Annotated in this window: 17 protein-coding genes; 13 read left to right on the forward strand and 4 right to left on the reverse strand. The window is 38.3% G+C overall.

The window, feature by feature from the left end:
• The first annotated feature begins 26 nt into the window (after positions 1-26).
• The 3 genes from ADIARSV_RS02460 to ADIARSV_RS02470 are packed head-to-tail and all read left to right on the forward strand — an operon-like array spanning position 27 to position 2,310.
• Positions 27-1,478 carry a hypothetical protein gene (locus ADIARSV_RS02460; RefSeq protein ID WP_016193770.1) on the forward strand — a complete coding sequence of 484 codons (1,452 nt, stop codon included), beginning with the start codon at positions 27-29 and terminating at the stop codon, positions 1,476-1,478.
• Entirely contained in the window at positions 1,475-2,011 is a 537-nt protein-coding gene (locus ADIARSV_RS02465) for a hypothetical protein (protein ID WP_016193771.1), read from the forward strand. The genes ADIARSV_RS02460 and ADIARSV_RS02465 overlap by 4 nt, the downstream gene beginning before the upstream one ends.
• Complete coding sequence (locus tag ADIARSV_RS02470; protein ID WP_016193772.1) at positions 2,008-2,310, forward strand: hypothetical protein; 303 nt, start codon at positions 2,008-2,010, stop codon at positions 2,308-2,310. The genes ADIARSV_RS02465 and ADIARSV_RS02470 overlap by 4 nt, the downstream gene beginning before the upstream one ends.
• An 18-nt stretch (positions 2,311-2,328) precedes the next feature.
• Here the strand turns inward: ADIARSV_RS02470 and ADIARSV_RS02475 are convergent, their stop codons facing one another.
• Entirely contained in the window at positions 2,329-2,892 is a 564-nt protein-coding gene (locus ADIARSV_RS02475; protein WP_016193773.1) for an RNA polymerase sigma factor, read from the reverse strand.
• A 799-nt stretch (positions 2,893-3,691) separates the two neighbouring features.
• Between ADIARSV_RS02475 and ADIARSV_RS02480 the strand changes: the two genes are divergently transcribed.
• The 10 genes from ADIARSV_RS02480 to ADIARSV_RS02525 all read left to right on the forward strand — a co-directional run bounded on the left by ADIARSV_RS02480 (position 3,692) and on the right by ADIARSV_RS02525 (position 21,404).
• Complete coding sequence (locus tag ADIARSV_RS02480; protein WP_160166633.1) at positions 3,692-4,255, forward strand: RNA polymerase sigma factor; 564 nt, start codon at positions 3,692-3,694, stop codon at positions 4,253-4,255.
• Between the two features lie 215 nt (positions 4,256-4,470).
• Positions 4,471-5,643, forward strand: coding sequence for a FecR family protein (locus ADIARSV_RS02485; protein ID WP_016193777.1), 1,173 nt, complete (start codon positions 4,471-4,473; stop codon positions 5,641-5,643).
• Positions 5,644-5,803: 160 nt separating this feature from the next.
• Entirely contained in the window at positions 5,804-9,193 is a 3,390-nt protein-coding gene (locus ADIARSV_RS02490; RefSeq protein WP_016193778.1) for a SusC/RagA family TonB-linked outer membrane protein, read from the forward strand.
• Positions 9,194-9,205: 12 nt separating this feature from the next.
• The gene (locus tag ADIARSV_RS02495) at positions 9,206-10,675 is read left to right on the forward strand and encodes a RagB/SusD family nutrient uptake outer membrane protein (RefSeq protein ID WP_016193779.1); all 1,470 of its coding nucleotides are present in this window, start codon (positions 9,206-9,208) and stop codon (positions 10,673-10,675) included.
• A gap of 15 nt (positions 10,676-10,690) precedes the next feature.
• Entirely contained in the window at positions 10,691-11,437 is a 747-nt protein-coding gene (locus ADIARSV_RS02500) for a DUF4843 domain-containing protein (RefSeq protein WP_016193780.1), read from the forward strand.
• A gap of 1 nt (position 11,438) precedes the next feature.
• Positions 11,439-12,998 carry a PKD-like family lipoprotein gene (locus ADIARSV_RS02505; RefSeq protein ID WP_016193781.1) on the forward strand — a complete coding sequence of 520 codons (1,560 nt, stop codon included), beginning with the start codon at positions 11,439-11,441 and terminating at the stop codon, positions 12,996-12,998.
• Positions 12,999-13,060: 62 nt separating this feature from the next.
• Positions 13,061-15,331 (forward strand): Gldg family protein, encoded by a 2,271-nt coding sequence (locus ADIARSV_RS02510; protein WP_016193782.1) that lies wholly within the window; start codon positions 13,061-13,063, stop codon positions 15,329-15,331.
• An 11-nt stretch (positions 15,332-15,342) separates the two neighbouring features.
• Entirely contained in the window at positions 15,343-16,278 is a 936-nt protein-coding gene (locus ADIARSV_RS02515) for an ABC transporter ATP-binding protein (protein ID WP_016193783.1), read from the forward strand.
• A gap of 11 nt (positions 16,279-16,289) precedes the next feature.
• On the forward strand, positions 16,290-18,554 hold the full coding sequence (locus tag ADIARSV_RS02520) for a Gldg family protein (protein ID WP_040298838.1): 2,265 nt from the start codon (positions 16,290-16,292) through the stop codon (positions 18,552-18,554).
• A gap of 9 nt (positions 18,555-18,563) precedes the next feature.
• A complete protein-coding gene (locus ADIARSV_RS02525) occupies positions 18,564-21,404 on the forward strand; it encodes a M16 family metallopeptidase (RefSeq protein ID WP_152439746.1) in 2,841 nt (946 codons plus the stop codon).
• 204 nt (positions 21,405-21,608) lie between these two features.
• Here the strand turns inward: ADIARSV_RS02525 and ADIARSV_RS02530 are convergent, their stop codons facing one another.
• The 3 genes from ADIARSV_RS02530 to mobC all read right to left on the reverse strand — a co-directional run bounded on the left by ADIARSV_RS02530 (position 21,609) and on the right by mobC (position 24,670).
• Positions 21,609-21,809, reverse strand: coding sequence for a helix-turn-helix transcriptional regulator (locus tag ADIARSV_RS02530; RefSeq protein ID WP_016193786.1), 201 nt, complete (start codon positions 21,807-21,809; stop codon positions 21,609-21,611).
• The gene (locus ADIARSV_RS02535; RefSeq protein WP_040298840.1) at positions 21,799-22,260 is read right to left on the reverse strand and encodes a hypothetical protein; all 462 of its coding nucleotides are present in this window, start codon (positions 22,258-22,260) and stop codon (positions 21,799-21,801) included. Before ADIARSV_RS02535 ends, ADIARSV_RS02530 begins: the two co-directional genes overlap by 11 nt.
• 214 nt (positions 22,261-22,474) lie before the next feature.
• A complete protein-coding gene (mobC, locus tag ADIARSV_RS02540; RefSeq protein WP_016193788.1) occupies positions 22,475-24,670 on the reverse strand; it encodes a conjugal transfer protein MobC in 2,196 nt (731 codons plus the stop codon).
• Position 24,671 lies beyond the last annotated feature (1 nt).

A 24,671-nucleotide genomic window follows, 5' to 3' on the forward strand; every position in this document is an offset into this window, starting at 1 on the left:
ATTACAACACCTAACATAATTTACACATGAAAAAAAACATCCTTCTAACCTTTCTATCCATTTTAATATTTGCTTCAGCATGTAAAAAAGATCGCACGAATGGCGCCAGCACCGGAAACTTTAACCGCTCAACTTCGGCCTCCCTGGAAGACAACCGCAATATTCCGGATATCACCCAAGTCCTGCCCAACATCATAAATACCTCTACCACATTGACCAATGACCGGGTGTGGATTTTAGATGGTCCTACCTTTGTTCTTGATAATGCCATCCTGACTATTGAACCGGGCACTTATATTAAAGGAAAGAAAAAGGTATTGTTTAGTAGCAAACCATCTTTTCTGGTCATTACCCGGGGCGCTAAAATTATAGCTAGCGGAACGGAAAGCAGTCCGATTGTCTTTACCAGCGATCAGGTAGCAGGACAGCGTGCAGCCTCCGATTGGGGTGGATTGGTGTTATTGGGAAATGGCCGAACGAACGTAACGATTACTTCGATTGTTGAAGGGATGCAACTGAGGTACACGTTAGATCTTGGTTTACCCGAAAGTGTGCTTCGTTATGGGGGATACAACGAGGCCGACAATTCGGGTTCACTGCAATACGTGCGTATTGAATTCGCTGGTGATGTCGTTGAGGATGGAGATGAACTCAATAGTCTTACCTTAGCCGGAGTAGGTTCAGGAACCATACTGGATCATATTCAGGTTTCATATGGAGCAGATGATGCTTTTGCTATGTTTGGGGGAGCTGTAAATGGAAAATACCTGATATCATTCGGTAACAATGATGATGATTTTGATTTCGATCAGGGTTATCAGGGATCGCTACAGTTTTGCCTGGCGGTAAAAGTTCCTTGTTTAGGTGAATCTATTAATTCAAATGGGATAGAAAGTGACAATATTTCTGCGCCTAGTACCCCGGTTGATGCCAACCGGATTACGCTGCCTGTTCTGTCTAACTTTACCGTGCTGGGTGGGCAAAACACACAAACCACTTTATATAGCAACAGTTTTGCCGGATGGTTCCGTGTCTATTCAGGTTACCGAATCAGTAATTCTATCCTGGCCGGACTAAATGTAGGCATTGACATTTCCGGAGCAACAACAACTAGTAGTTTCGTTGGAAACAGCTTAATACATGGTTTTACTGCCGCAACCTCGGGAAGCCCTTTTACTTCTGTTACGACAAGCACCGCTAGTAATGTGAATTCATTTATACGACTGGCCAATCCTTTTAATACAACTATTTGCAGTACAACGAAGCCAATCCCCGATTTTCGTTATCAAATCGTTCCTATCGCTTCACCCGCTGCAAGTGGTGCCGACTTTTCGGCCATCACTGTCACCCATCCAGGAGGATCCCTAGCTACTTTTGATACTACACCCGTATACAAGGGAGCTTTTGGGAGCACAGCAACAGCCAGATGGGATGATAATTGGGCGACCTATACACCGCAGCAAAATCCATACTTATGAGCTCAACTGATACCTGGGTATATGCATTCCGGTCTAGCCATAATAAGAGCAGAAACATACCGGCCTGTTATTTTTTATTTTTTATTTTTTCGGCCCTGTTATTTTCCTGTCAAAAGGAAGGCAGGGAAATATTAAGTCCTTCTTTTGGGCAATTATCCATACAAATTACGCTTCCTGGACCTACCCAATCGCTTTTGATCGAAGTGGACGGTGTAGTGCAGGATACGATAAAAGGACAAACTTTGAATCTTTTCCTTGAGACGGGAAAAAGGATACTTTCTATTACCGATCAGCATCATGTTTCCTTACTGGATACAGCTATTAATATAAAGGTTCTAAATCCTGTTAATCTTGTCGGTTTATATACAGGTTATGCAGTACTCTTTGATGATCTAAACCCTGAATTAAAACCTGATCGGGATAGTCTTTTAATACGTTTTGTTACAACTGATCAGCAATTACCCGATATGATAGATATCAACCTGTCCTTGTCGGACTTCGCTGGTACGTATATAGCATTAAAAAAGAAATGAAAGGCGTTCGTAAAGACCGGTTAAGCAATTATATTCAGTTGCCTGATCCCACTACTATTAGTCCTGATTACAGTTCTTTTTATTATGTAATTGAAGCATATGATGCAACTCCCGGACATGAATATAAAAAGGTGATGAGTATCGAAAATTCCTCTGTCAGTTTCATTGATTATTCAGGGGATTTCAGCTATTCCTGGGTACCGGGTAATATTATATCTTTTGGTATTGGTCCGCCGCCAACCGATAGCAGCACAACCATCAGGAATCCTCAGTTGTTATTCCAAAGAAAGGTTCAATAACAAACAAAATAATTATTATCAAATAATTGTAAAGTGGCTTAGCAAAATAAACAGCCATCTGGTAGATCCATAATTGGATTTCAGTTGTTTTTTAATTGTCTTATTGGCGTCGTTCAGATGATTATCTACCGTTTTAATGGAAATATTCAAAATCTTAGCAATAGTTTTATAACTTAATCCTTCTTCCTTAAACATCTGGTAAACCAGCTTGCGCTTTGCTGGCAATTTGTCAATGATTTCTTTCAAGACAGACTGAAATTCCTTTTTATCGAATTCAGCTGACAGGTCTGTATCGTCCTCTTTCATCATTAACGTCTGCCCTGCCAGATCCTGTTTCATTTTACGGTTAATTTCTTTACGGGCATGATTGCGGGCATGAAAATAAAGAAATGGAAAATGATCCTGTCTCCCATCCAGCTCATCCATTCTGTACCATAGTTTGAGATAGGCTTCCTGAAGAATATCCCGTGTCAATTCTTCACTCTTCAACGACTGAAGAAATATCCGGTATAATTTGTCAAAGGTTACCTCATATATCCTTCTAAACCTTTGCGCTCTATTTTCATTTTCAGCTGTATCCATGACATTAATAATACACCAATATAAAAAATCTATCCTGTTTTACCCCAAAAAAACTGTCTTTTTGATCTAAATTACAAATAGTTAACATGAAATGAACACCAATTTTGTCTCATTCCAATATAATTCTCCAGTTAGTCATATGTTTGCTTTCATTGGGGTCAAATTTTAGCTGAATAATAATACCTGATATCAAAAGCATAGAGAATTTGTCAAAATACATACATTTTAAAATCAATAGTCGTAAATTTTGGAAGACAATTTATTGTTACCAAAAAGTTTTCACTAAAAATAAATTGACTTGCTTCAGAAAAGCAGCACCTGATTCAGCAACCGGGTTGATGTTTATGTGAAATTTCTTCCCCATTTTCTAAAATATTATTAACCAATTACAGAAATATACAATTTCATGAAACCAGCAGTTAGAGCAGAAAAGTAATCATAACTCCGCCGCTATAACCAGGTCATTCTGAAATACCGGTATATACAATTCGCAGGTAAATTCTCGATTCCCCAAGGAAGAGACTTACAGGAACGACAAGAAAAAATTTATTAATTTGAAAAAAACACGATCTTCAAAGCTGAAGAAGTCAGCCACTCCTGGTAAGCCCTGAGTAAACAATTTTAAACCTTTTTCTTTAGTTGGAGGGAGATACCTGCATACTTAAATATAATATTTATCTAAGTTCAGACAATTCCTTAACACAATTGCTTTATTTTGCCCATATAATTTTGATAAACCCATAAAACCAGCAGACTTATTCCTAGATTTGTTATTAACATGGAAGTGAACTTGGACGACATGGAAGAAAAGAGATTAGTTTTGCTAAAAAGTGGCAACATATCAGCTTTTAGTGAAATTTATAAGACATATGTTGATCAATTGTATTTTTTTATTTTAAAAACTGCCAAATCGCCAAACTTAACTGATGATGTAGTTCAAGATACCTTTGTCAAAATTTGGGAATATCGTTCTTTGATTGATCCGACTAAACCCTTCAAACCGTTTTTATATACGGTTGCCCGAAGACATTTATTAAATGTTTTAAAACGAGCAAGCCATGAGTCTGTAATTGTTGAAGAAATAAAAAGACATACCATTTTTTCTGAAAACGTAACAGATCTTCAGACTGAATATTCTGAATGCAGAGGTTTACTCGATGAAGCTATTAATCAACTCGCGCCCCGGTCTAGGGAGGTCTTTGTCCGCTGTAAAATTGATGGGTTTTCTTATAAGGAGGTAGCTGAGGAATTAGGGATTAGCGAAGGAACTGTAAATAGTCAAATCGTTAAGGCCACGAAATCGATCAAAAGATTTTTTTCCTTACGTGAATTGCTCATCATTATTCTTTTAAACTCTTTATAAGCCTTCTTCTTTATTTAAAGTTCCATTATTAATAGATAATTCTTTAAAAGGTCCTATTTTTTCAAATATAATCTCCGTTTCAGATAGGAATTCCCGCTTTATTCTCGATTTATCATTTTTAAAATCCAATTATTGACAATAAATACACTTTATTTTAACATTGAGTATATGACATCTCTTTGTTAATTGTATTAGGTTGAAAAACAGATACAATTGTGAATAAGGAAATCATCAGCCTTTTTGAGAGGTTCATTAACGATAGTTGCAGTTCCGAAGAATTGATTCAGGTATTTAATTATTTGGAAAAGGGTGAATTTTTGAAAGAATGGGATACCGCCATTGAGGAAGATGCGAATAAATTTATAGTCACAGAAAATATTAAGGCGATAGATTCCCATAATAAAGACAGACTTGAAACCCGTATTTTCAATAAAATCCGTAAAGGCAGAATGCTTAACTGGGTTAAGTATTCTGCAGCAGCCCTCATTCTGTTTACACTTGGGGCTTCTTTACTAATTTATAATAAAGAAAGCTCTTCTGTAAAGATCAAAAAGGAAGTGGCCATAGTGGTAACTCCAGGAGGCAATGTAGCAACTCTAACATTGGCAGACGGATCCACCATTAAGCTTAATGAGGAACGAAGCGGAAAGCTTGGCGTTCAGGGAAATGCTGCCATTGTAAAAAAGGGAAGTGGCGAACTGGTTTATCAAACTATTGATAAACTCAACTCTACCCCGACTTATAATACATTATCAACTCCACGCGGAGGGCAATATAAAATCACACTTCCGGATGGCAGCAGGGCCTGGTTAAATGCCGCTTCGTCAATCGAATACCCAACCGCTTTTAATACGAATGAGAGAAGAGTTAAAATAAATGGTGAAGTATATTTTGAAGTAATGCCAAATAAGTCAAAGCCTTTTATTGTGTCAACGGAAGGTCAGGACATCCAAGTTCTGGGCACCCATTTTAATGTGAATGCCTACAAAGATGAAGAAGTAATCAGAACAACCTTAATAGAAGGTAGCGTAAAGATTACCCTGCCATCTAATCGCTTTTCCATACTTATTCCAGGACAACAAAGCGTTGTCGTACCAGGAACAGATCATATCACTTTAAACAAGGCAGATACAGAAGCAGCCTCAGGCTGGAAGGACGGGAATATTTATTTTAACAACACCGACCTGAAAGGCGTACTGAGGCAATTGGCTCGTTGGTATGATGTGGATATTGATCCATCCGGAATTCCTGAAAGAAAATTAAACGGAATAATCTCACGTGATGTAAATCTTTCGGTCGTGCTGCATGCCATAGAAAAAACAAGTGATCTCCGATTAAAAATTGAAAAAAAACCCAATGGAGCAGGAAGGAGAGTATCTATCGAATAGGATATTACACTGATAGAAAATTAAGAAAATTACAAGTCAACAAAAACCCCGATAGTGCAAATATCGGGGTACAGGCCAGAAAAGCTGAACACTTTCTGAACCTTGATAAGGATGTAATTTAAACAAATAGAATTTAACAATCCCTTTATTTTTCAAATGTATGAATTTAATAATACCTAAATGGCGGGCACCTCTTTTGGCTTTAAGAATCACAACTTTAATCTTATTTACCTGCATACAGGTTAGCGCCAAAGTCTTTTCACAGCCGATTAATATTACAGTCAAAAACGCATCGATAGAAGACGTATTTAAACAAATCAGAAAACAAAATGGCTACAGCTTTATCTATGAAGAAGGCTATCTGAAAAAAGCTAAACCGGTTACTGTAACATTGGTGAATTCTTCGATTGAAAATGCCATGCAGAAAATTTCATCTGGTCAGCCCTTTACCTTTGAAATTTCAGAAAATTTAATTTATTTGAAGCAATCAATTCAAATTCAACTAAAAAAAAATGCACCTCTAATAACAGTGACCGGTAAGGTAACCGATTCTCTGGGAAACACCTTACCAGGTGTTTCGATTTCTTTAAAGAACCCGTTAAAGTTTGCAAGAACAAATGAAAATGGAATTTTCGTACTGGCAGATGTTCCAGGCGATGGCGTATTTTCTGTTTCAATGATTGGTTTTAGAACTCAGGAAATCAGTATCAACAACCGAATGAACATTACTATTATCCTGAGAGCTGAAGCCTCTGTCCTGGATGACATTATTATCACTGGAATTTTTGAGCGAAAAGCAAGCAGCTTTACGGGTGCTGCCGTTACCATTTCCAGGGAGGAGCTTAAGAGAAACGGAAATGCCAATTTATTTCAGACCTTAAAAAATATTTCGCCCTCTATGGTATTGGATAATTTTGATCAAGGGTCAAACCCCAATGCATTGCCCAATATTCAAATTCGGGGCACATCCACTTTTCCTTCTCAGGAATCAACTTTGAATTCCAGTTTAAAGGGAAACTTCCTTAAAAATCCAAACGAACCTTTATTTATTCTGGATGGGTTTGAAACAAACATAGAACGGGTACTGGATCTGGATATAAACCGTATTGAAAGCGTAACGATCCTTAAAGATGCTGCCTCCAAAGCCCTTTATGGATCTAAAGCTGCTAACGGGGTGATCGTGATTGAAACTACTAAAATTTCCTCTAACAAACCCTTGATCACTTATAATTCCAGTTTGGATATCGAATTGCCTGATCTTTCAAGTTACAACCTGACCAATTCGATGGAAAAATTAGAGGCCGAGCGAATTGATGGTATGTATATCGCCAATCCGGTTACCTACGATCCCCCCTCATCTAATGCAGAATTACAACAACTGTATAACTTCAGGAGGAAACTGGCCCTTGAAGGCTTAGACACGTACTGGATGGCTAAACCACTGCAAAACGGAATCGGACAAAAACATGGTTTATCTATTGAACTTGGCGCTGATGCATTGAAGGTTATCGGTGATGTATCTTACAGGGACGTAACCGGAGCAATGATAGGTTCATCCCGTAAGAATTTAAGTGGTAGCATTAGCACATCTTACCGCTTAAATAATTTTTTATTCAGAAACATTGCCAGCTTAATAAGCAACAGTACTACAGAATCCCCTTATGGTTCCTTTAGTGACTATGTGAAGATGAACCCGTATTGGAGGGCAGTTAACGAAGACGGGTCTATTCCTTTTTATGCAGAAATAGGACCTAATGGAGAACGTTATACCAATCCCTTATATAACTCAACGGTGAACTCAAAAAACACATCGGGTTATTTAAATTTTGTTAACAATTTTTACCTGGAGTGGACCATGTTACCGGGTTTGAAAGCAACCACCCGTGTTGGCATAGATTTAAGGAATACTGATGCTGATGAGTTTTTCCCATCAGACCATACCATGTTTGACACATATACCGGAGATGATTTAATACGTAAAGGATCGTATCAGGTCAACAATGGAAAAAGCACCAATTTATCGGGAGATCTAAATGTTAATTATTCAAAACAGGTAAACAAGAACTTCTATTTTGCAAACGTCGGGTTTAATGTGAGCCAACGTGATTACAGCGAACTTATTCATCGTGTTGAAGGCTTTGCAAGCGACCAAATGGATGATATCACGTTTGGACGTGCTTATGCGTTAAATTCCAGACCTTCAGGTATAAACGGAATTACCAGGGATATTGGTTTTCTTGCTGTAGGTTCTTACATGTGGGATGAAAGGTTTATTTCAGACCTTACACTTCGCACCAATGCATCATCCCAATTTGGCGCAGATAAAAGATGGGCTAAATTTTGGAGTTTGGGACTTGGGTGGAATCTGCACAATGAAGACTTCCTGAAGAACACAGGTGTCTTTGATAAATTCAAGATCAGAGGCTCGGTAGGTTCAACCGGAAACCAAAACTTCAATTCAAATGCCTCTATTGCCACTTACGAATACTATCTGGAGTCACTTTATCAGGGCTATCCAGGTTCTCATCTGGTTAATATGTCAAATGAGGGCTTGCAGTGGGAATCAAAATTTGAATACAATGCGGGCTTGGATGCAAAAATCAAGAATTTAAATCTTCGCTTTGATTATTACATAGGCTATACGGAAAACCTGCTGACAGATGTTACACTGCCAAACTCCACAGGCTTCGATGTCGTGAAAGATAACCTGGGCAGAGTTCAGAATAAAGGCATTGAGCTATTTGCCTCCTACCCTGTTTGGTCTAAAGGCAGAAACTTTGTTAATCTGAATTTCGGATTGGAAACCAACAAAAATAAAATTGTAGAGCTTTCAAATGCCATGAAAACCTTTAATAACCGCATGGATGAACTGGCGGCTGATCAATCGAATAACCATCCGGTTAAAAAGTATGAAGATGGCATGTCCATGAATGCAATTTGGGCAGTTCCATCCTTGGGTATCGACCCAGCAACAGGAAATGAGATCTACGTTGACCGGGATGGAAATACAACCTATGAGTGGAATGCAAATGACATGATTGTAGCAGGTAATTCAATGCCTTCCTATCAGGGAGTATTCGGCTTCAATGCTGAATATAATCGTATCGGGATTAGCGCTACGGGTCGTTACCTGGGTGGTGGTCAATTATACAATCAAACATTAGTAGACCGGGTCGAAAATGTTGACATGAACTATAACGTGGATAAAAGAGTGCTTACCGGACGCTGGCAAAAGCCAGGAGATCAGTCTCAGTTTAAACGTTTAGGTCAGTTTTCCAGACCGATTGACGGCACCAACTCTACGGAATCAGTAGATGAGAAAACCCGTGCAACAACACGGTTTGTTCAGAATAGGAAAGAAATCAATATAGGAGCGATAAATGTTTATTATGATTTTGGCCCCAGAGTACTTACCAAGCTTGATTTTCAACGTTTGCGCTTGAGTGCAAATATGAATGAAGTAGCGCAGTTCTCAACTATTCAGATCGAAAGAGGGCTTTCTTATCCCTTTTCAAGGACAGTTTCCTTTTCCCTATCAGCTACATTTTAACTAATGAACATCATGAAAGAATTAAAATATTTACTAGTTAGCTTACTCCTGATCCTGGTAACATCCTCTTGTAAAAAAGGATGGCTTGATGTTACTGCAAGCAACCAGATCAAAGCAGAGGACCAGTTCAAACAAACTTCGGGATTCAGAGATGCATTAATGGGCGTTTATATTGGAATGACAAACCCGGAATTGTATTCAAGAGACATGACCTGGAACATGGTTGATCTTTTATCACAGCAATACAATCCTTTAACGGGTTTAGCTCGTTATGACCAGGTACAGCAATTTAATTATCGCTCCATTGAAGCAGTTGACAAAGTCGATGCACTATGGAATAGAGAATATAATGTAATTGCCAGCACAAATGCAGCTTTAGAGCATCTTGATAAGAGTGAAGGTGTACTGAACACTATTGATCATGCCATTATAAAGGGTGAATTACTTGGATTAAGGGCCTTTTTACACTTTGATTTAATTCGACTTTACGGCCACAGCGACTACGCTAAAAGGCCGGAACTTAAAAGTAAATTAACGATTCCTTATATTCTTAAATTTTCAAAAGATTTAACCCCTCAACTATCTTATGAAGAAACGTTCGCATTGATGGAAAAGGATATTCAGGAAGCACTAGATCTTTTAAAAGAAGATCCCATTTATAACAATCCTCAGCGTCCGGCAGATTATTATGCTGAGGTGAATCGTAATGGATTTTACAATGATCGCAGCTTTCGAATGAATTATTATGCAGTCAAAGCTCTTCAAGCCCGTGTTTTATCCTGGCAAGGAGGTGCAAAGACTGCAGCAGCGGCGATTGCTGCGGAAGAAGTCATCGCTGGTTCACCTGCCAAACTAATTACACCGGGAGACAATGTTAGCACGGACCGAATTCTATCAAAGGAGCATCTTTTCAGCTTAGATGTGAACGGCTTTGCAGACATTGTAAATCCGTTCCTGAATGCAGAATTGACCACGAATTATGATGCCCTATTTATTCCAAACAGTTCAGCCCAGGAAATGTATGAAGCAGGCAATCCGAATATCGGCCTGGCTGATGTGCGCTACACAACTTTATTGTCATCACAAGCCAGAGGCATGGTGTCCATTAAATTACTTCAGCCTGCACAGAATACAACATTTAACAACATCATGCCGCTGATGAAACTTCCGGAAATGTATTATATAGCTGCTGAAAGTTACCTGAGTACAAACCTTGAACAGGCAATTAATTATATCAACAAGGTTAGGGAAAGCCGCGGAATTGTCGAAAATATTCCTGCTGATGCAGATGTTGCTAAAGTTGAGGAAGAGTTATTTAATGAATACCGAAAAGAATATGTGAGTGAGGGGCAGTTATTCTTCTTTTATAAGAGGATAGGCAGGCAGCATATCCCAGGTTTATCTGCAGAAACTGCAGGAGATAATATCTACATGATTCCCTATCCAAATAGTGAAGTGGAGTTTGGAAACAGGGTTCAATAATTAAAAGCAAATAATATGAAAAAGATAAAATTTTTCTTAACTACTTTGGTCTTAATTACAGTCATTTTTGGAGGCTGTCAGAAAGACACTATACAAGAATTTAAGGCATTAAGTGCAGTAAATTTCACACAAGTAAGTAATCTGTATTCGATTACCTATTCGTTTTTAACGAATCCTTCGGGCGAATACATCCAAATAATTCCTGTAAGTATACTAGGTGATAGTACCGATTATGATCGCAGTTTCAATGTTGAAGTTGTAAACGATTCGGTGACTACAGCTCCTCCTGAACTTTACGGAATTATTGGTGGAACAGTCAAGGCTGGTCAATTTAATGGAACGTTGTCTGTTAAACTGTTGAATTCCGAATTATTAAACGATTCTATCGTCACATTAAAATTGAAGATTGTTGATTCCAAAGACTTTAACAAAGGAAATCTGGAATCAAGAGAATTTATTGTTAGCTGGACAAACCGAATAATTGTTCCAACGTGGAATGTCTATTTAAGGACCTTCATCACTCCCAAAAGGAGCACACTTGCCTTCCGCTTGTTTTTGCAAATCTCAGGTTTGACGCAGTTTGGAGCAACTGAGTATAGAAATCTTGGTGCAGCAGGTGTTGAAGCTTTAGGTACGAAATACGGAGACTACATCATGCAGTGGAACCAAGATCATCCTGATAATATTTTAAGACATGATGACGGGCCTAACGCGGGAGAACCAATAGTAGCCATTTATTATACACATTCTAAATTTGACTAATATGAAATATCATAAAATCACATATAGCATATATGCTTTTTTAGCCTTACTTATAGCACTATCCTCATGTAAGGACGACTTGAGTACCTTGGACATAAATAAGATTCCAGGAGTGACTATTGATACAGCAGGACAGAGCAATCTCAACATCTTTCAGTTCGAACATCTGGTCATAACTCCTAAAATAAATGCAGATGGCTTGCAATTAACCGATTTAAGTTACGAATGGAAAATTAATATTTCACCAGGAAGCTTAGAGTACGAGGTAATTGGGACAACCCGCGATCTGGATTACGAAGTTCGCTTAAAACCAACTGAAGCGAATGACTATCATCAGATCCTTTATACGATTACTGATAACAAAACCGGATTGCAATATATAATGGCATGGCCATTAGCGGTTAGAAATAGTATTTCAGAAGGTTTGGTAATTGCCGAAACCGCTGATGGGATCAATACAGATATAAGCCACATCATGTCTTCCCTTGTAACCCCTGATTATAATCAGGTCAGTGTAAAGCATAATGTATATTCTTCTATAAACAATGCAACAATTCCAGGAATCATAAAGCAAATGCGCTATACAAATTTAAAAGCCAATGGTGAGATCATGATGGGTATAACTGGTAATTCCCTGGTAACGATCAAAACGTTAGATTACACGCCTGGACCAAAGAATGAGGATATGTTTTTTACTGTTCCGGATGCGATTAAGCCGCAAACCCTTACCGGTGTGTCACAGGTAGATGTTTATGTTGGAAATAACCAGATGCATGGAGTTTGGCTGGCCATATCCTCAAAGTTTGGACTTCCATTTGCTTCCCCGTATGCAGTGCCAGGCCATATTGCTCTTGACCGAGGTAATAACTATCCTGCCGTAATGCTAAGCTTCTATGATGAGGTGAATGGCCGCTTTATTTATCAACCCTCAATAACCTCTTTTGGAGATAGAAATATGTATCCTGTACCATCCAAAAGCGGAGAACCGTTTAACCCGGGTAGCCTTCCAAATCAAGTAAATCTGGCGGCTGGAGTGACTACAGATGGTGATTATATGCATCTGCTGAAAGATAAAAGCACGGGCAAAGTAGGTCTTTACATTATTAACGCGGGCCGGAATGATGAAGATTATAACCTCATACCTCCTTATGCAAAAGCAATTTATGATTTATCGAATGCGCCGGATATCAATGAAGCTATCCACTTTGTTTTGTTGGATGATCAAAAAGTAATGTATTATGCTACCAAAACGAAAATTTATGCCATGTTATATGGAGCATCAACACCTTCTTTTGGGTTGCGATATACGGCAGCGAACGCAGAGGAGATTACAACCCTTCAAATTTATCAGCAAGCTGATTATCCTTTCCGAAGCGTTGATTTTGATCCACCCTATTTATCTACGAATAATAAACAATTAATTATGTCTACTTTCTCGGGAACCGAAGGAAAAGTGTATTTATTACCGATGACAAATCCTGGCGTAGGTAATATTGATATTTCAAAAATCACAACCTACGGTGGCTTTAAGAAAATAACTGCAATAGCTCCTCAACTTTAACCTTATAAACAATAAGAGTTGCCTGCTTTACAAAGAGTGAGGCAACTCTTTATATTATTCTAATGAAGAAAATAATCAAAATAGCCAAACTTGAATTAAGCTTGTTGTTTTATTCCCCAATTGCCTGGCTCATCCTTGTTATTTATATTATCCAATGCGGTGTAACTTTTACGGATCTGTTATACTCGAGGGAAACAAACCAACAGCTGGGAGCTACATTAGAAAGCTTAACCATCGACATTTTTGGTGGTAACAAAGGTTTTTTTGCAGCCGTTCAGGAAAAACTTTTCCTCTATATTCCCTTGTTGACAATGGGTTTGATGAGTCGGGAATTCAGTAGTGGCTCCATCAAGTTATTATTATCATCTCCCATTACTATTACTCAGATCATCTTGGGCAAATTTACAGCAATGATGGCTTACGGACTTCTTTTAGCCTCGGTACTTCTAGGCGTTATCCTTGCCGGTTCGATATCCATTGACCATATTGATTTTGGATTTGTTTTAGGCGGGGTTTTGGGGCTCTACTTACTGATATGTGCCTATTCAGCAATTGGTTTATTTATGTCTAGCCTGACATCTTACCAAGTCGTAGCTGCAATAAGCACTCTTGCAGTTTTTGCAGGATTGAAATTTGTTGGAAACATTGGGCAAAGCATCGCATATGTCCGCGACGTTACCTACTGGATATCCATTGACGGAAGAGCTGATAATTTTATAAATGGTCTAATCAGTAGTAAAGATGTAATCTATTTTATTTTAGTGATTGGTTTATTTTTAATGCTGACAATCATGCGATTGAACTCAGGCAGAAAGATCAGTACAACGGCAGAAAAAGCACTTCGTTATTGCCTATTGGTCGTCATGGTTTTACTGGCAGGTTACATGAGCTCAGTGCCGGTTTTCACTGACTACTATGATACAACGCGCTTTAAAGACAGAACACTAACCACTGAAAGCCAAAACATTATAAAGAAACTGGATGCTCCGGTTACCCTTACAAGTTACGTCAATATCCTGAATCAATATGCGCACCTTGGTTCTCCAAAATTCAGAAACTTCGAGCTTAGGCAATTTGATCAATATCTTAGATACTTGCCCGATTTAAAAATCAATTATATTACTTACTATGATTCAACCATGAACATAAACCTAAACGATCCAGGAAAAACACTTGAGGATCGGGCAAAACGTTCAGCAACTGCTTATGGTTATGAGTTTGAAACTATATTAAGCCCTGCCGAGATTAAGAAACAAATTAACCTCATACCGGAAGAGAACCGCTTTGTGCGAATGGTTGAATATAAAGGAAAAACCACACCCTTACGCATGTTTGCAGATACGTATGTTTATCCACATGAGGCTGAAATTACGGCGGCATTAAAACGCCTGATTAACAAGCCTGCTATTATCGGTATTTTATCCGGAAACGATGAACGAAGCATCGTAAAAACAGGAGATAAAGCCTATCAGAATATAACCACATCAATCAGCTCAAGGTCTGCCTTGATGAATCATGGTTTTGATATACTTGATATCGCAATTGATACCTGTCAAAAGATCCCTGACAGCTTATCCGTATTGGTAATTGCTGACCCTAAAAGCACCTTTTCACCTGAGCAAATAAAAAAAATAGATACCTATATCGCATCGGGAGGAAATATTCTAATTGCTGGGGAACCAGGTAAGCAGTCGTTGCTAAATCCACTTGTAAAACAGTTTGACGTTTCGTTTAATGATGGGACATTGCTTCAGAAAAGTGAAAAACTAGAACTAGATCTAATCCAGTCACATGCAGCAGAAAAAGCTACTAATAATGGCTTTATACTTCCTGAAAAGTGGATTATCACTTTGCCGGGTGCTGTGGCGATCAATTACGGAAACAACAATGGCTATAAAGCAAATCCTATTCTGCTCGCCAATAAACCTGATTCCTGGAATAAAATCGGTTCATTCAATTTAGAAACACAAAAAGTTGCTTTTGATCCAAAAACAGAGAAAAAAGCTGCATTTGTTGTTGCAGTTGCACTCACTAAAAAGTTTCCTAAAAAAGAACAAAAAGTGTTGATTGCCGGAGATGCTGACTTCATGAGTAACGCTGAACTCTCAAGATTCAATATCCGCAATGCCAACTTTGATTTTGTTGTGCAATTGTTTAAATGGTTCAGTAATGGAGAATACCCCATTAACACTACACGTCCCGATGCAATTGACAATAAAATAACTATCTCAAGACAAGGTATTAATTGGTTAAAAATACTTCTGCTCTGGGTCTTTCCCATTACAATTGGAATCACAGGCAGCATTACTTTAATCAGAAGAAAAAGAAAATAAAAAACACAACAATGAAGCAGATCATCGCACAGATTCAGAATCTATCACACCGCTATACTAAAGACTGGGCTGTAAAAAATATAAGTTTTGATATCACTGAAAAAGGAATTTTAGGTCTTTTAGGTTCAAATGGGGCTGGAAAGTCAACAACTATGAATATCCTTTGCGGGGTAATTAATCAGACAGAAGGAGAGGTATTTATTGATGGCATCAATGTCCGGAAAAACCCGGTCGAAGCGAAAAAGCTAATTGGTTTCCTGCCTCAGAAAGCTCCTTTGCATTTAGAACTTACGGTTGACGAATATTTAACGCATTGTGCTTATATGCGATCCATTCCAAAAGATAAAATCAAAGAAGCCTTAACACGTGCCAAGGAAAAATGTGGTATCAGTCATTTCAGCAAAAGGGTATTGAGTAATTTATCCGGAGGGTACCAGCAACGCGTAGGCTTAGCACAGGCGATTATTCATAATCCCAAACTAGTTGTTTTGGATGAACCGACAAATGGCCTCGATCCGAATCAGATCATTGAAGTTAGAAAGTTGATTAAGGAGATTGCTGAAGACCGTTCCGTAATCCTTTCTACACACATTTTATCAGAAGTGCAGGCAACCTGCCATGACATCATTATGATCGAACACGGTCATATTGTTTTTGCAGATACCATGCATGCTTTCGACAATTATATTGAACCAAATACCCTGATCATTGAACTTGAAGCTAAACCACCACTTGAAGATCTGAACCAAATAGAAGGAGTGACCAGGGTTGATTTCCTTTCTGATACAAAAATCAGGATACACTTCAATAGTGGTCCTGAAATCACGAAATCTATAATACAAATATGTGTGGAGAAGGCATGGCCGCTGACAGAAATATATCTTGAAAAAAGTTCCTTGGATGGAATATTCGCACAGTTGTCAAAAAAACAAACCCCTACCCTGTAATAAAAAAACACATGCAAAAAGTATTTAGGATAGCTCGGTTAGAATTGAGTTTGTTGTTTTATTCGCCAATCGCCTGGTTGGTTCTTATTATATTCACCATTCAAAGCGGGTTTACATTCACTGATATGTTGTACAGTCAGGAAACATCCCAGCAGTTGGAACGCCCATTGAATGTTTTAACAAGGGTTCTTTTTTCCGGAGATACAGGAATGTTCAAAGCAGTGCAAGATTCGCTGTATCTGTATATCCCTTTGCTGACGATGGGATTAATGAGCCGGGAAACCAGTAGTGGCTCGATAAAGCTATTGCTATCCTCCCCCGTCAGACTGCGCCAAATTGTATTTGGGAAATTCTTTGCCATGATGATCTATTCCCTGCTCCTGGTCGCAATCTTATTTTGCTATTTGATTGCAGCCTATATATCGGTAGAGAACTTAGATGTAAAATTTGTACTGGGTGGAATCTTGGGGTTGTATTTACTGGTGTGTGCTTATTCTGCTATTGGGCTGTTCATGTCAAGCCTGACATCTTACCAGGTAGTAGCGGCGATCAGTACACTTGCTGTGTTAGCAGCACTTAATTTCATCGGAGAAGTTGGCCAGGGCTACGACATTATCCGCGATATCACGTATTGGATTTCCATCTCCGGCAGAACAGAGACTATAATCAACGGATTAATAACAAGCAGGGATATTATCTATTTTATATTGATCATAGTACTGTTCCTTTTATTAACGGTTATGAAGTTGAATAACGGCAGGGAGCACCGAAGTTCGGCAGCAAAATCTCTTCGGTATTTCGTTTTGGCTTTTGCTATTATAGTTATAGGTTATGTTAGCTCATTACCGGCATTTATGGGCTATTACGATACCACGCGTATTAAAGACCAAACCTTTTCAACAAATAGCCAGGAGGTATTAAAAAGAATAAATAAGCCGGTCAGCATTACAACCTATGTAAATGTAATTGATTATAGAGCTCTATATGGAGCACCAAAAAACCGGATTGCAGACATTAGTCAGTTTGAAAATTTTCAACGCTTTCTTCCTGAGTTGAAAATGGATTACGTTTATTATTATGACACCCTTATGTATCGTGACGATACCACTAAGACACTGATTGAAAAGGCAAAAAATAAGGCTGAAGCGAATGGTTTCAATTTTCAAAAGGTATTAGATCCGGCTCAGATAAAAAGAAAGATTAATTTAATTCCCGAGGAGAATCATCTGGTCAGAATGCTCAGTTACAATGGAAAGCAAACACCGCTAAGAATGTATGATGATATGTTCGTTTATCCAAAAGAAGCAGAGATTATTGCTGCATTAAAACGTCTGCTGGATGGCCCAGGCCTAGTTGGCGTTTTAAAAGGCAATAATGAACGGAGTACAGACAAGAATGATGATAAGTCTTATAAAGCGATAACCAAAGGTTTAGGAACAAGAGGTTCTTTAACCAATAATGGATTTGAAATTCTTGATGTGTCGCTGCAAAACACGAATGATATTCCAACAGATCTTGTTGTACTGATTATAGCAGATCCCAAAAGTGAATATAGCCCTGATGAAATTCAGAAAATTCAAAAATACGTAGACTCCGGAGGAAACCTGATTATTGCTGGTGAGCCGGGAAGACAGGGAATTCTAAATCCCATCATTCAACCCCTGGGTATTTCGTTTATAAACGGAACCCTATTACAGGAAAGTGACAATTTTGATCTCGATCTGATCCAGGCTTCTTTTACCGAAGGCGCAAAACAATTAGGTCTAAGTTTCTATGATAAAGCTGTTGTTACTTTTCCAGGTGCTACGGGTTTAAGCTTAAGTGAAAAAAGCAATTTCAAAATGAGACCTCTTTTAATAGCCGGTAACAATAAAACATGGATTAAAAATGGAGATTTTGATCTGTCTACACAAAAAGTTGCCTTTAATCCGAAAATGGAGAAAAAGGAAAATGTTCCAGTAGCTGTGGCTTTAAGCAGAAAATTGAAAAACAAAGAACAGAAAATCCTGATCACCTCGGATGCAGACTTTATGAGTAATGTGGAGTTGAACCGCTTTAATCTCAATACAGTAAACTCATCTTTTGTTATCCGGATGTTCAAATGGTTTAGCAACGGAGAATATCCAGTCAGTATAAATAAAGAGCCGGCAATTGATAAAAAAATAGTGGTGTCCAGAGCTGAAATTAATTGGCTAAAGGTAATCTTCTTTGCTATTATCCCAGGGCTAATCGGTGTTTTTGGTGCTGTTACATTAATCATTAGAAAAGGAAAATAAATAAAAAAAATGCTCATAAGAAACGTATTATTATATAGCCTAATTGCTGGATTATTTTTCAGGTCGACCTTGGTTGCACAGGAAATCAAGCCTTCTACCCAATCCCTCCAGCTTAAAATCACTCCAGATCAGGCGGAATTGCTTCCCTTGGATCCTGCTGTTAAGACAGGAACCCTTGAAAATGGATTTCGTTATTTTATTCGCAAAAATATAGAGCCTCAAAAACGCGCTACCTTTTATCTAGCCATGAAAGCCGGGTCCATCTTAGAGAATGAAGAAGAATTGGGTTTGGCTCATTTTTTAGAACATATGGCCTTCAATGGAACGAAGAACTATCCTAAGAATGAATTAATCAATTATCTGCAGACGAATGGCGTTCGTTTCGGTGCTGATTTAAATGCCTACACTAGTTTTGACGAAACTGTATATCAGCTTCCAATCCCTACAGATAACCCTGAAATAGTCAAAAATGGAATACAGATATTGAGGGATTGGAGCCAGAATATCCTGTTGGCAACTGAGGAGATCAATAAAGAGCGAGGGGTAATTATGGAAGAAAAGCGTTTAGGAAAAGGCGCGGGAGAGCGGATGCAAAGCAAATATTTACCGGTATTGTTCAATCATTCCCGGTATGCTGAACGGCTACCTATTGGGAAGGAAAACATATTATTGAGCTTCAAACCTGAAACTATCCGCCAATTTTATTCTAAATGGTACCGCCCGGATCTGCAAGCCTTAATTGTTGTTGGCGATATCGATGTAGAAGAAATAGAAAAGTTAATCATCGCTAAGTTCTCCGACTTAAAAAATCCAAAAGATGCACCGGAAAGGAAGGAATATTCGATTCCTTTGAATGGAAGCAATCAATTTATTTCGGTAACTGATAAAGAAAACACATCAACTGTAATACAGGTACTAATGAAACATGACGCTCCTGATTTTAAGACAACTATTGATTTTAGGGAATCACTTAAAAAGGTCCTTTTTAATAACCTGATGTCGTCAAGAATAAGTGAAATAAGAAAACAAGCAGATCCCCCTTTTTTACAGGGAGGAAGCAGCATTGGCGATTTCATGGCAGGCCTTGAAGTTGCGTCCGTTGTAGCTTCTGTTAAGCCAGGACAGCTAGAGCGCGGATTTAAGGCTGTTTGGACAGAAACTGAACGAATAAAAAAGTTTGGTTTTACTCAAACTGAGTTAGACAGAATGAAAAATACGGTCTTAGTTTATCAGGAGTCTTCCTTCAAAGAAAGGGAAAAGACACATTCCAATAACTATGTAAACGAATATTTAGCACTTTTTTTAAAGGGAAACGCGAGTCCGGGTAAAGAATACGAATATAATTTTTATAAGAATGTTCTGCCTGGAATCATGCTGGAAGAGGTAAATGCACTTGCAAACAAGTACTTCACAGAATCGAACAGGGATATCCTTGTCATGGCTCCAGAAAGTCAAAAAGACAGCTTACCGGATGAACAAACCGTATTAACATGGATTAAAGAAGTAACGTCAACTAAAATACTTGCTTACGATGACGCTGTTTCAGACAAACCGTTAATGGCAAACGAACCCATTCCAGGCAAGGTCACTTCAGTAAAAGAAATCAAATCCTTAGGAATAAAGGAGCTTACTTTAAGCAATGGAATAAAAGTGGTTTTAAAACCGACCAATTTCAAAAATGATGAAATCCTTTTTGGCTCATTTAGTCCTGGAGGAAATTCTTTGTATAGCGATGCGAAATATCAATCGGCTGTTAATGCCGTACCTATTATCGCAAGTAGTGGCCTTGGTCAGTTTAATTCCAAAGAATTGCCTAAAGTTCTTTCTGGAAAGATGGTTAGTATTTCTCCTTATATCTCTGAACGATATGAAGGCATTAACGGGTCAGCTTCTCATGCTGATTTAGAAACTGCAATGAAACTTGTAAATCTATTTTTTACAGAACCACGTGTTGATAGGAATATTTTCGATGGATTAATAACGAATTATAAAAGCAGTTTAATAAACCGCAGCAACAGTCCTTCAAGTGTGTTTAGTGACACTGTAAGTGCTATACTTGGAAGTTATCATGTGCGTCGAACAGGTCCGAGTATTGAAAAGGCAAATCAGATCTCAATGCCGGAAGCGATGGATATCTATAAAGATCGCTTCGCCGATGCATCAGACTTTATATTCTTTTTCGTAGGAAGCTTTAAAGTTGATTCAATCCAGCCTTTTTTAGAGAAATATCTGGGTTCTTTACCCTCGATTAACAGACATGAACAATGGCAAGATCTGGGTATACGAATTCCCAAAGGACGATTCAAAAAAGTAGTCAAAAAGGGATCAGAAGATAAAGCTACTGTACAGCTTGTTTTTAGTGGTGATTATAAATACCGAGAAAAGGAAAACGTCCATATGGATGCCCTTGAAGAAATACTGAAGATCAGATTAACTGAACGTCTGCGAGAAGACGAAGGCGGCGTTTACACACCAAGCGCTTCAGTAAGTTATAGCAAAAATCCTTCAAAATACACCATCAGTATTTCCTTTGGATGTGCTCCAGACAATGTAGATAAACTGATTGCCGCTACTCTCGATGAAATAGAAAAATTGCAAAAGAATGGTGCTAAGAAGGAAGACCTGATAAAAGTAGTATCGGAATCCAAACGTACCAGAGAAACCAGATCCAAAACTAATGGATTTTGGTTAGGTTATTTAAGCGCACAATATCAACTACATGAAGATTTGGATGAATTATTTAGCTATGAAAAACTTTTGGAAAATATAAGTTCTGGTGATATCAAAAAGACCTCTATAAGCTACTTATCCATGAAAAACTTTATTCAGTTTATTTTGCTACCAGAATAAGTATAATAGATTAAAATATAAAAGAGGCTGTCAACGATAGCCTCTTTTATTATCTGGCTTATCTAAGTTAATTCAACTAGTATTGACGATGATCTCATGAAAAAGAGGTAACGATCGATTAAGGTTTGTATCATCTGGTTTACCGTAACTGCTGTAATATGTAATATCGCTAGCAAAGGTGTCGACTGAAGGGTGGCCTTTAATTTAATCTCCTTCTACTAAAATAAAAATTTCTTCAACTTTCTTTTCAAAGACGCGTGCAATTTTTAAAGCCAAAATCGTAGATGGAACATATTTATTACTTTCTATAGTATTAATTGTTTGCCTTGACACACCAATGCGATAAGCTAGCTCCGCCTGTGTAATGTTTTTTATAGCTCTTTCTACCCGCATGTTATTCTGCATCTTCTTCCATTCTAAAGTTCCTTTGTCTATATAGTATAAATCGGAATCTTACAATAAAGAACAGGAGGATTGTAAACATGTTGTAGATCATTACATTTAGAAAAGCCACGCCATAAATTAAAATAACACTTACTGCTAGCAAAATATAGTTAAAGTAGATACTCCATTGTAATGATTCCAGTCTTATCTGTGCAATTTGTTCATCTTCAATTATCTCTTTAGAGAATCCGATAAACAACAACCCGACTATCATGCCCAGCATTGCTACTTCATCCGTAAAGTTATTATTAAACAATTGTACATTTGAAGATGGGAGTAGTGGATTATCAAAACTAAGATAGGTAAATTGAAATTCATTCAACATTATTGCCAGTCCTAAAGCAATTGATGGTATTAAGATGATCCATCCGATGGATCTAAAACGATGAGGGAAAAGGTATTTATTTTTCATGTCAAGTTTATTTGACACAATTATAATTCAAATAATTAAAAAGTCAAACATTCTTTACGTTTAGTACTATTTGTTTGACAAATTTCAATTCCATTGCTAACAACAAAATTCGTATCTGAGAACAGGTTATATATTTCGAAAAAACTTCACCTAAAACCGATGATAGCTCAACTCAACATTTCATTTAATTTAAAAAGTCCTTGTCGCCAACAGCTCACCTTCTGGTATATTTTCCTGACTTTTTAGCTCCTGAAAAAACAGCCAGTCCAGCCTCCTTCAACTTCTGAAGGTCTTTCTTAACCAGAGCTAAATTCATATTCAAACCAGAGGCCATATCTTGAAGGCCTATTCCGTTATATATTTTCATTAATTCAAGCTCTTTAAGCAGCCGATCCTTAACCACGGGATCCATTGCTTCAGGAATAAGCTCTTCTATTGTTGCGGGCTTCTTTTGATCTGCTGGTTCCGGTTCAATGAGGACTTCTTCTACCAAGTTCAAAATATCCTGCTTAATCATCAGATAATTTTCCTGTATTGACGCACTAGTTACCTTTCTTATCTCTGGCATTTCCTTATATTGCTTTTCCTCCTTTGCTAAGACAGGATGGTCATTAATGATCTCTGAGTGAAACGCTTTAAGTTTAATTTTTTGTTCCGGATTATCGGCTACCATCCCAACGAATTCACCTGAAGACAAAGATGAGATGGTAGAAGGAGGTACAGCAGAATCCAGTTGGGATGAACGACTGACGGATGTATCCGAACTGTTCACAGAGATACTGTTCCGTTCTTGAATTATTTTACCGAAGCGCTCGGAAAGCTGCTTAGCCGTGTCCCCAGTAACCTGACCACTAATTACATTTCCTGCTATATTTAAAATGACTTCGGCTTGCTCTCTTCCGTAATCTTTCTTTAACTGGCTATAGTCCTGGATAGCAAGGGTCGCTGCTACCTTATTGGAGCGGGCAGTAGCAATCAGGCTGTCCATTCCATTAAAATAAATCGTTGGAAACTCATCAAAGAGAATGCTTGATTTCAATTTACCTTTCTGATTGACCAGCTTGATCATCCGGGAGATATAAAGCGAAAGCACTGCACCGTATACTTGCTGCTTTTGCGGGTTGTTTCCCATACAGATAATTTTCGGTTTGGCTGGATTATTCAGGTCTAATGAAAAGTCATTACCAGAAAGCACAAAATACAGTTGAGGGCTGGATAGTCTAGCCATGCTAATCTTGGCGCTTGCCACCTGCCCTTCCAGCTGATCCGTTGCCTGATTTTTCCATGCTGAGATGAAGGGGTTAATCAGCACCTCTATCTCGGGCTCTGTCTGCAGTACAGGAAAGAGCTTAATATACTCCAATTGCATCAGCTCAATCACATGTGGAAGCGTGCAATACTTCCCATCCTGATGTTTTCGTAGAAACCAAATTATGGCAGTAACGAAATTGATAGGCGATTCCACAAAGAAGTCACCCTGCTTTTTGATCCATTCCCTGTTGAGTCCCATCATAATGGTGCGTGAAGCTTCAGTTGCATCCGTGATATCCGACATCGTATCCGGGTCTAGAGGATTACAACGGTGTGTATGAGAAAGCCGATCAAAATTAATGACGTAGAATTCAGGCATTACTTCATACTGCTGGGTGTGCAGGTGCAGTGTATTGTAGGCGATACGCGAAAGATCATCATATTTAAAGTCATATATAAACATGCTGAAACCTTTCCTGATATGCTGGGTGATCACATGACGAATAACAAAATAAGATTTTCCTGCTCCCGGTGTACCCAAAACAAGTAAAGCCCGGAAGGGATTAATAATATTGATCCAGCTCTTCCTTTGCTTCCCTTTCAGGTTATACAGTGCAGGAAGATTGATCGAATATTCATTTTCCAAAAGCCGTTCTTCCTGGGGGAAGGACTCATTTTGGGTATTGAAAACATCGTTGCTGAGTTTTATTCTTATAAGCCTGCTAAGATGGGTTCCTCCCGTCAACACCAGAATGTAACCCAAGACAGTAATAGATATATAAATTCCAGCCTGCATATTCAGGCTATTGGATGATATAATCCTTAAAATCCAATGACTGCAAACAAACAAGACAATGCCAGTTCCTGCGATCCAGAATATACCCGTTATTTTCATCTTTTCATCCTTCTTTCCATTCGCCCCAATCAGAGAAACCAGTAAAAAAAGCAACACTACCAGCTTTGCTGAGATAACAGACTGAAATATCCCCATCTGGGCTACATGCATAAGCAGCCTATCAAATAGCACTTCCGTAAAACCAGCGGCTTGAAAGACATTGTAACAGTACAAATAAAAATGTATGGATAGAATCAACAAACTGAGCAGTCTGGTAAAGTCAATAATTTTACGAAGTCCTTGAGTATTTTCCCCGGTTTGCATA

The sequence above is a fragment of the Arcticibacter svalbardensis MN12-7 genome, assembly GCF_000403135.1.
Lineage (GTDB): Bacteria > Bacteroidota > Bacteroidia > Sphingobacteriales > Sphingobacteriaceae > Arcticibacter > Arcticibacter svalbardensis.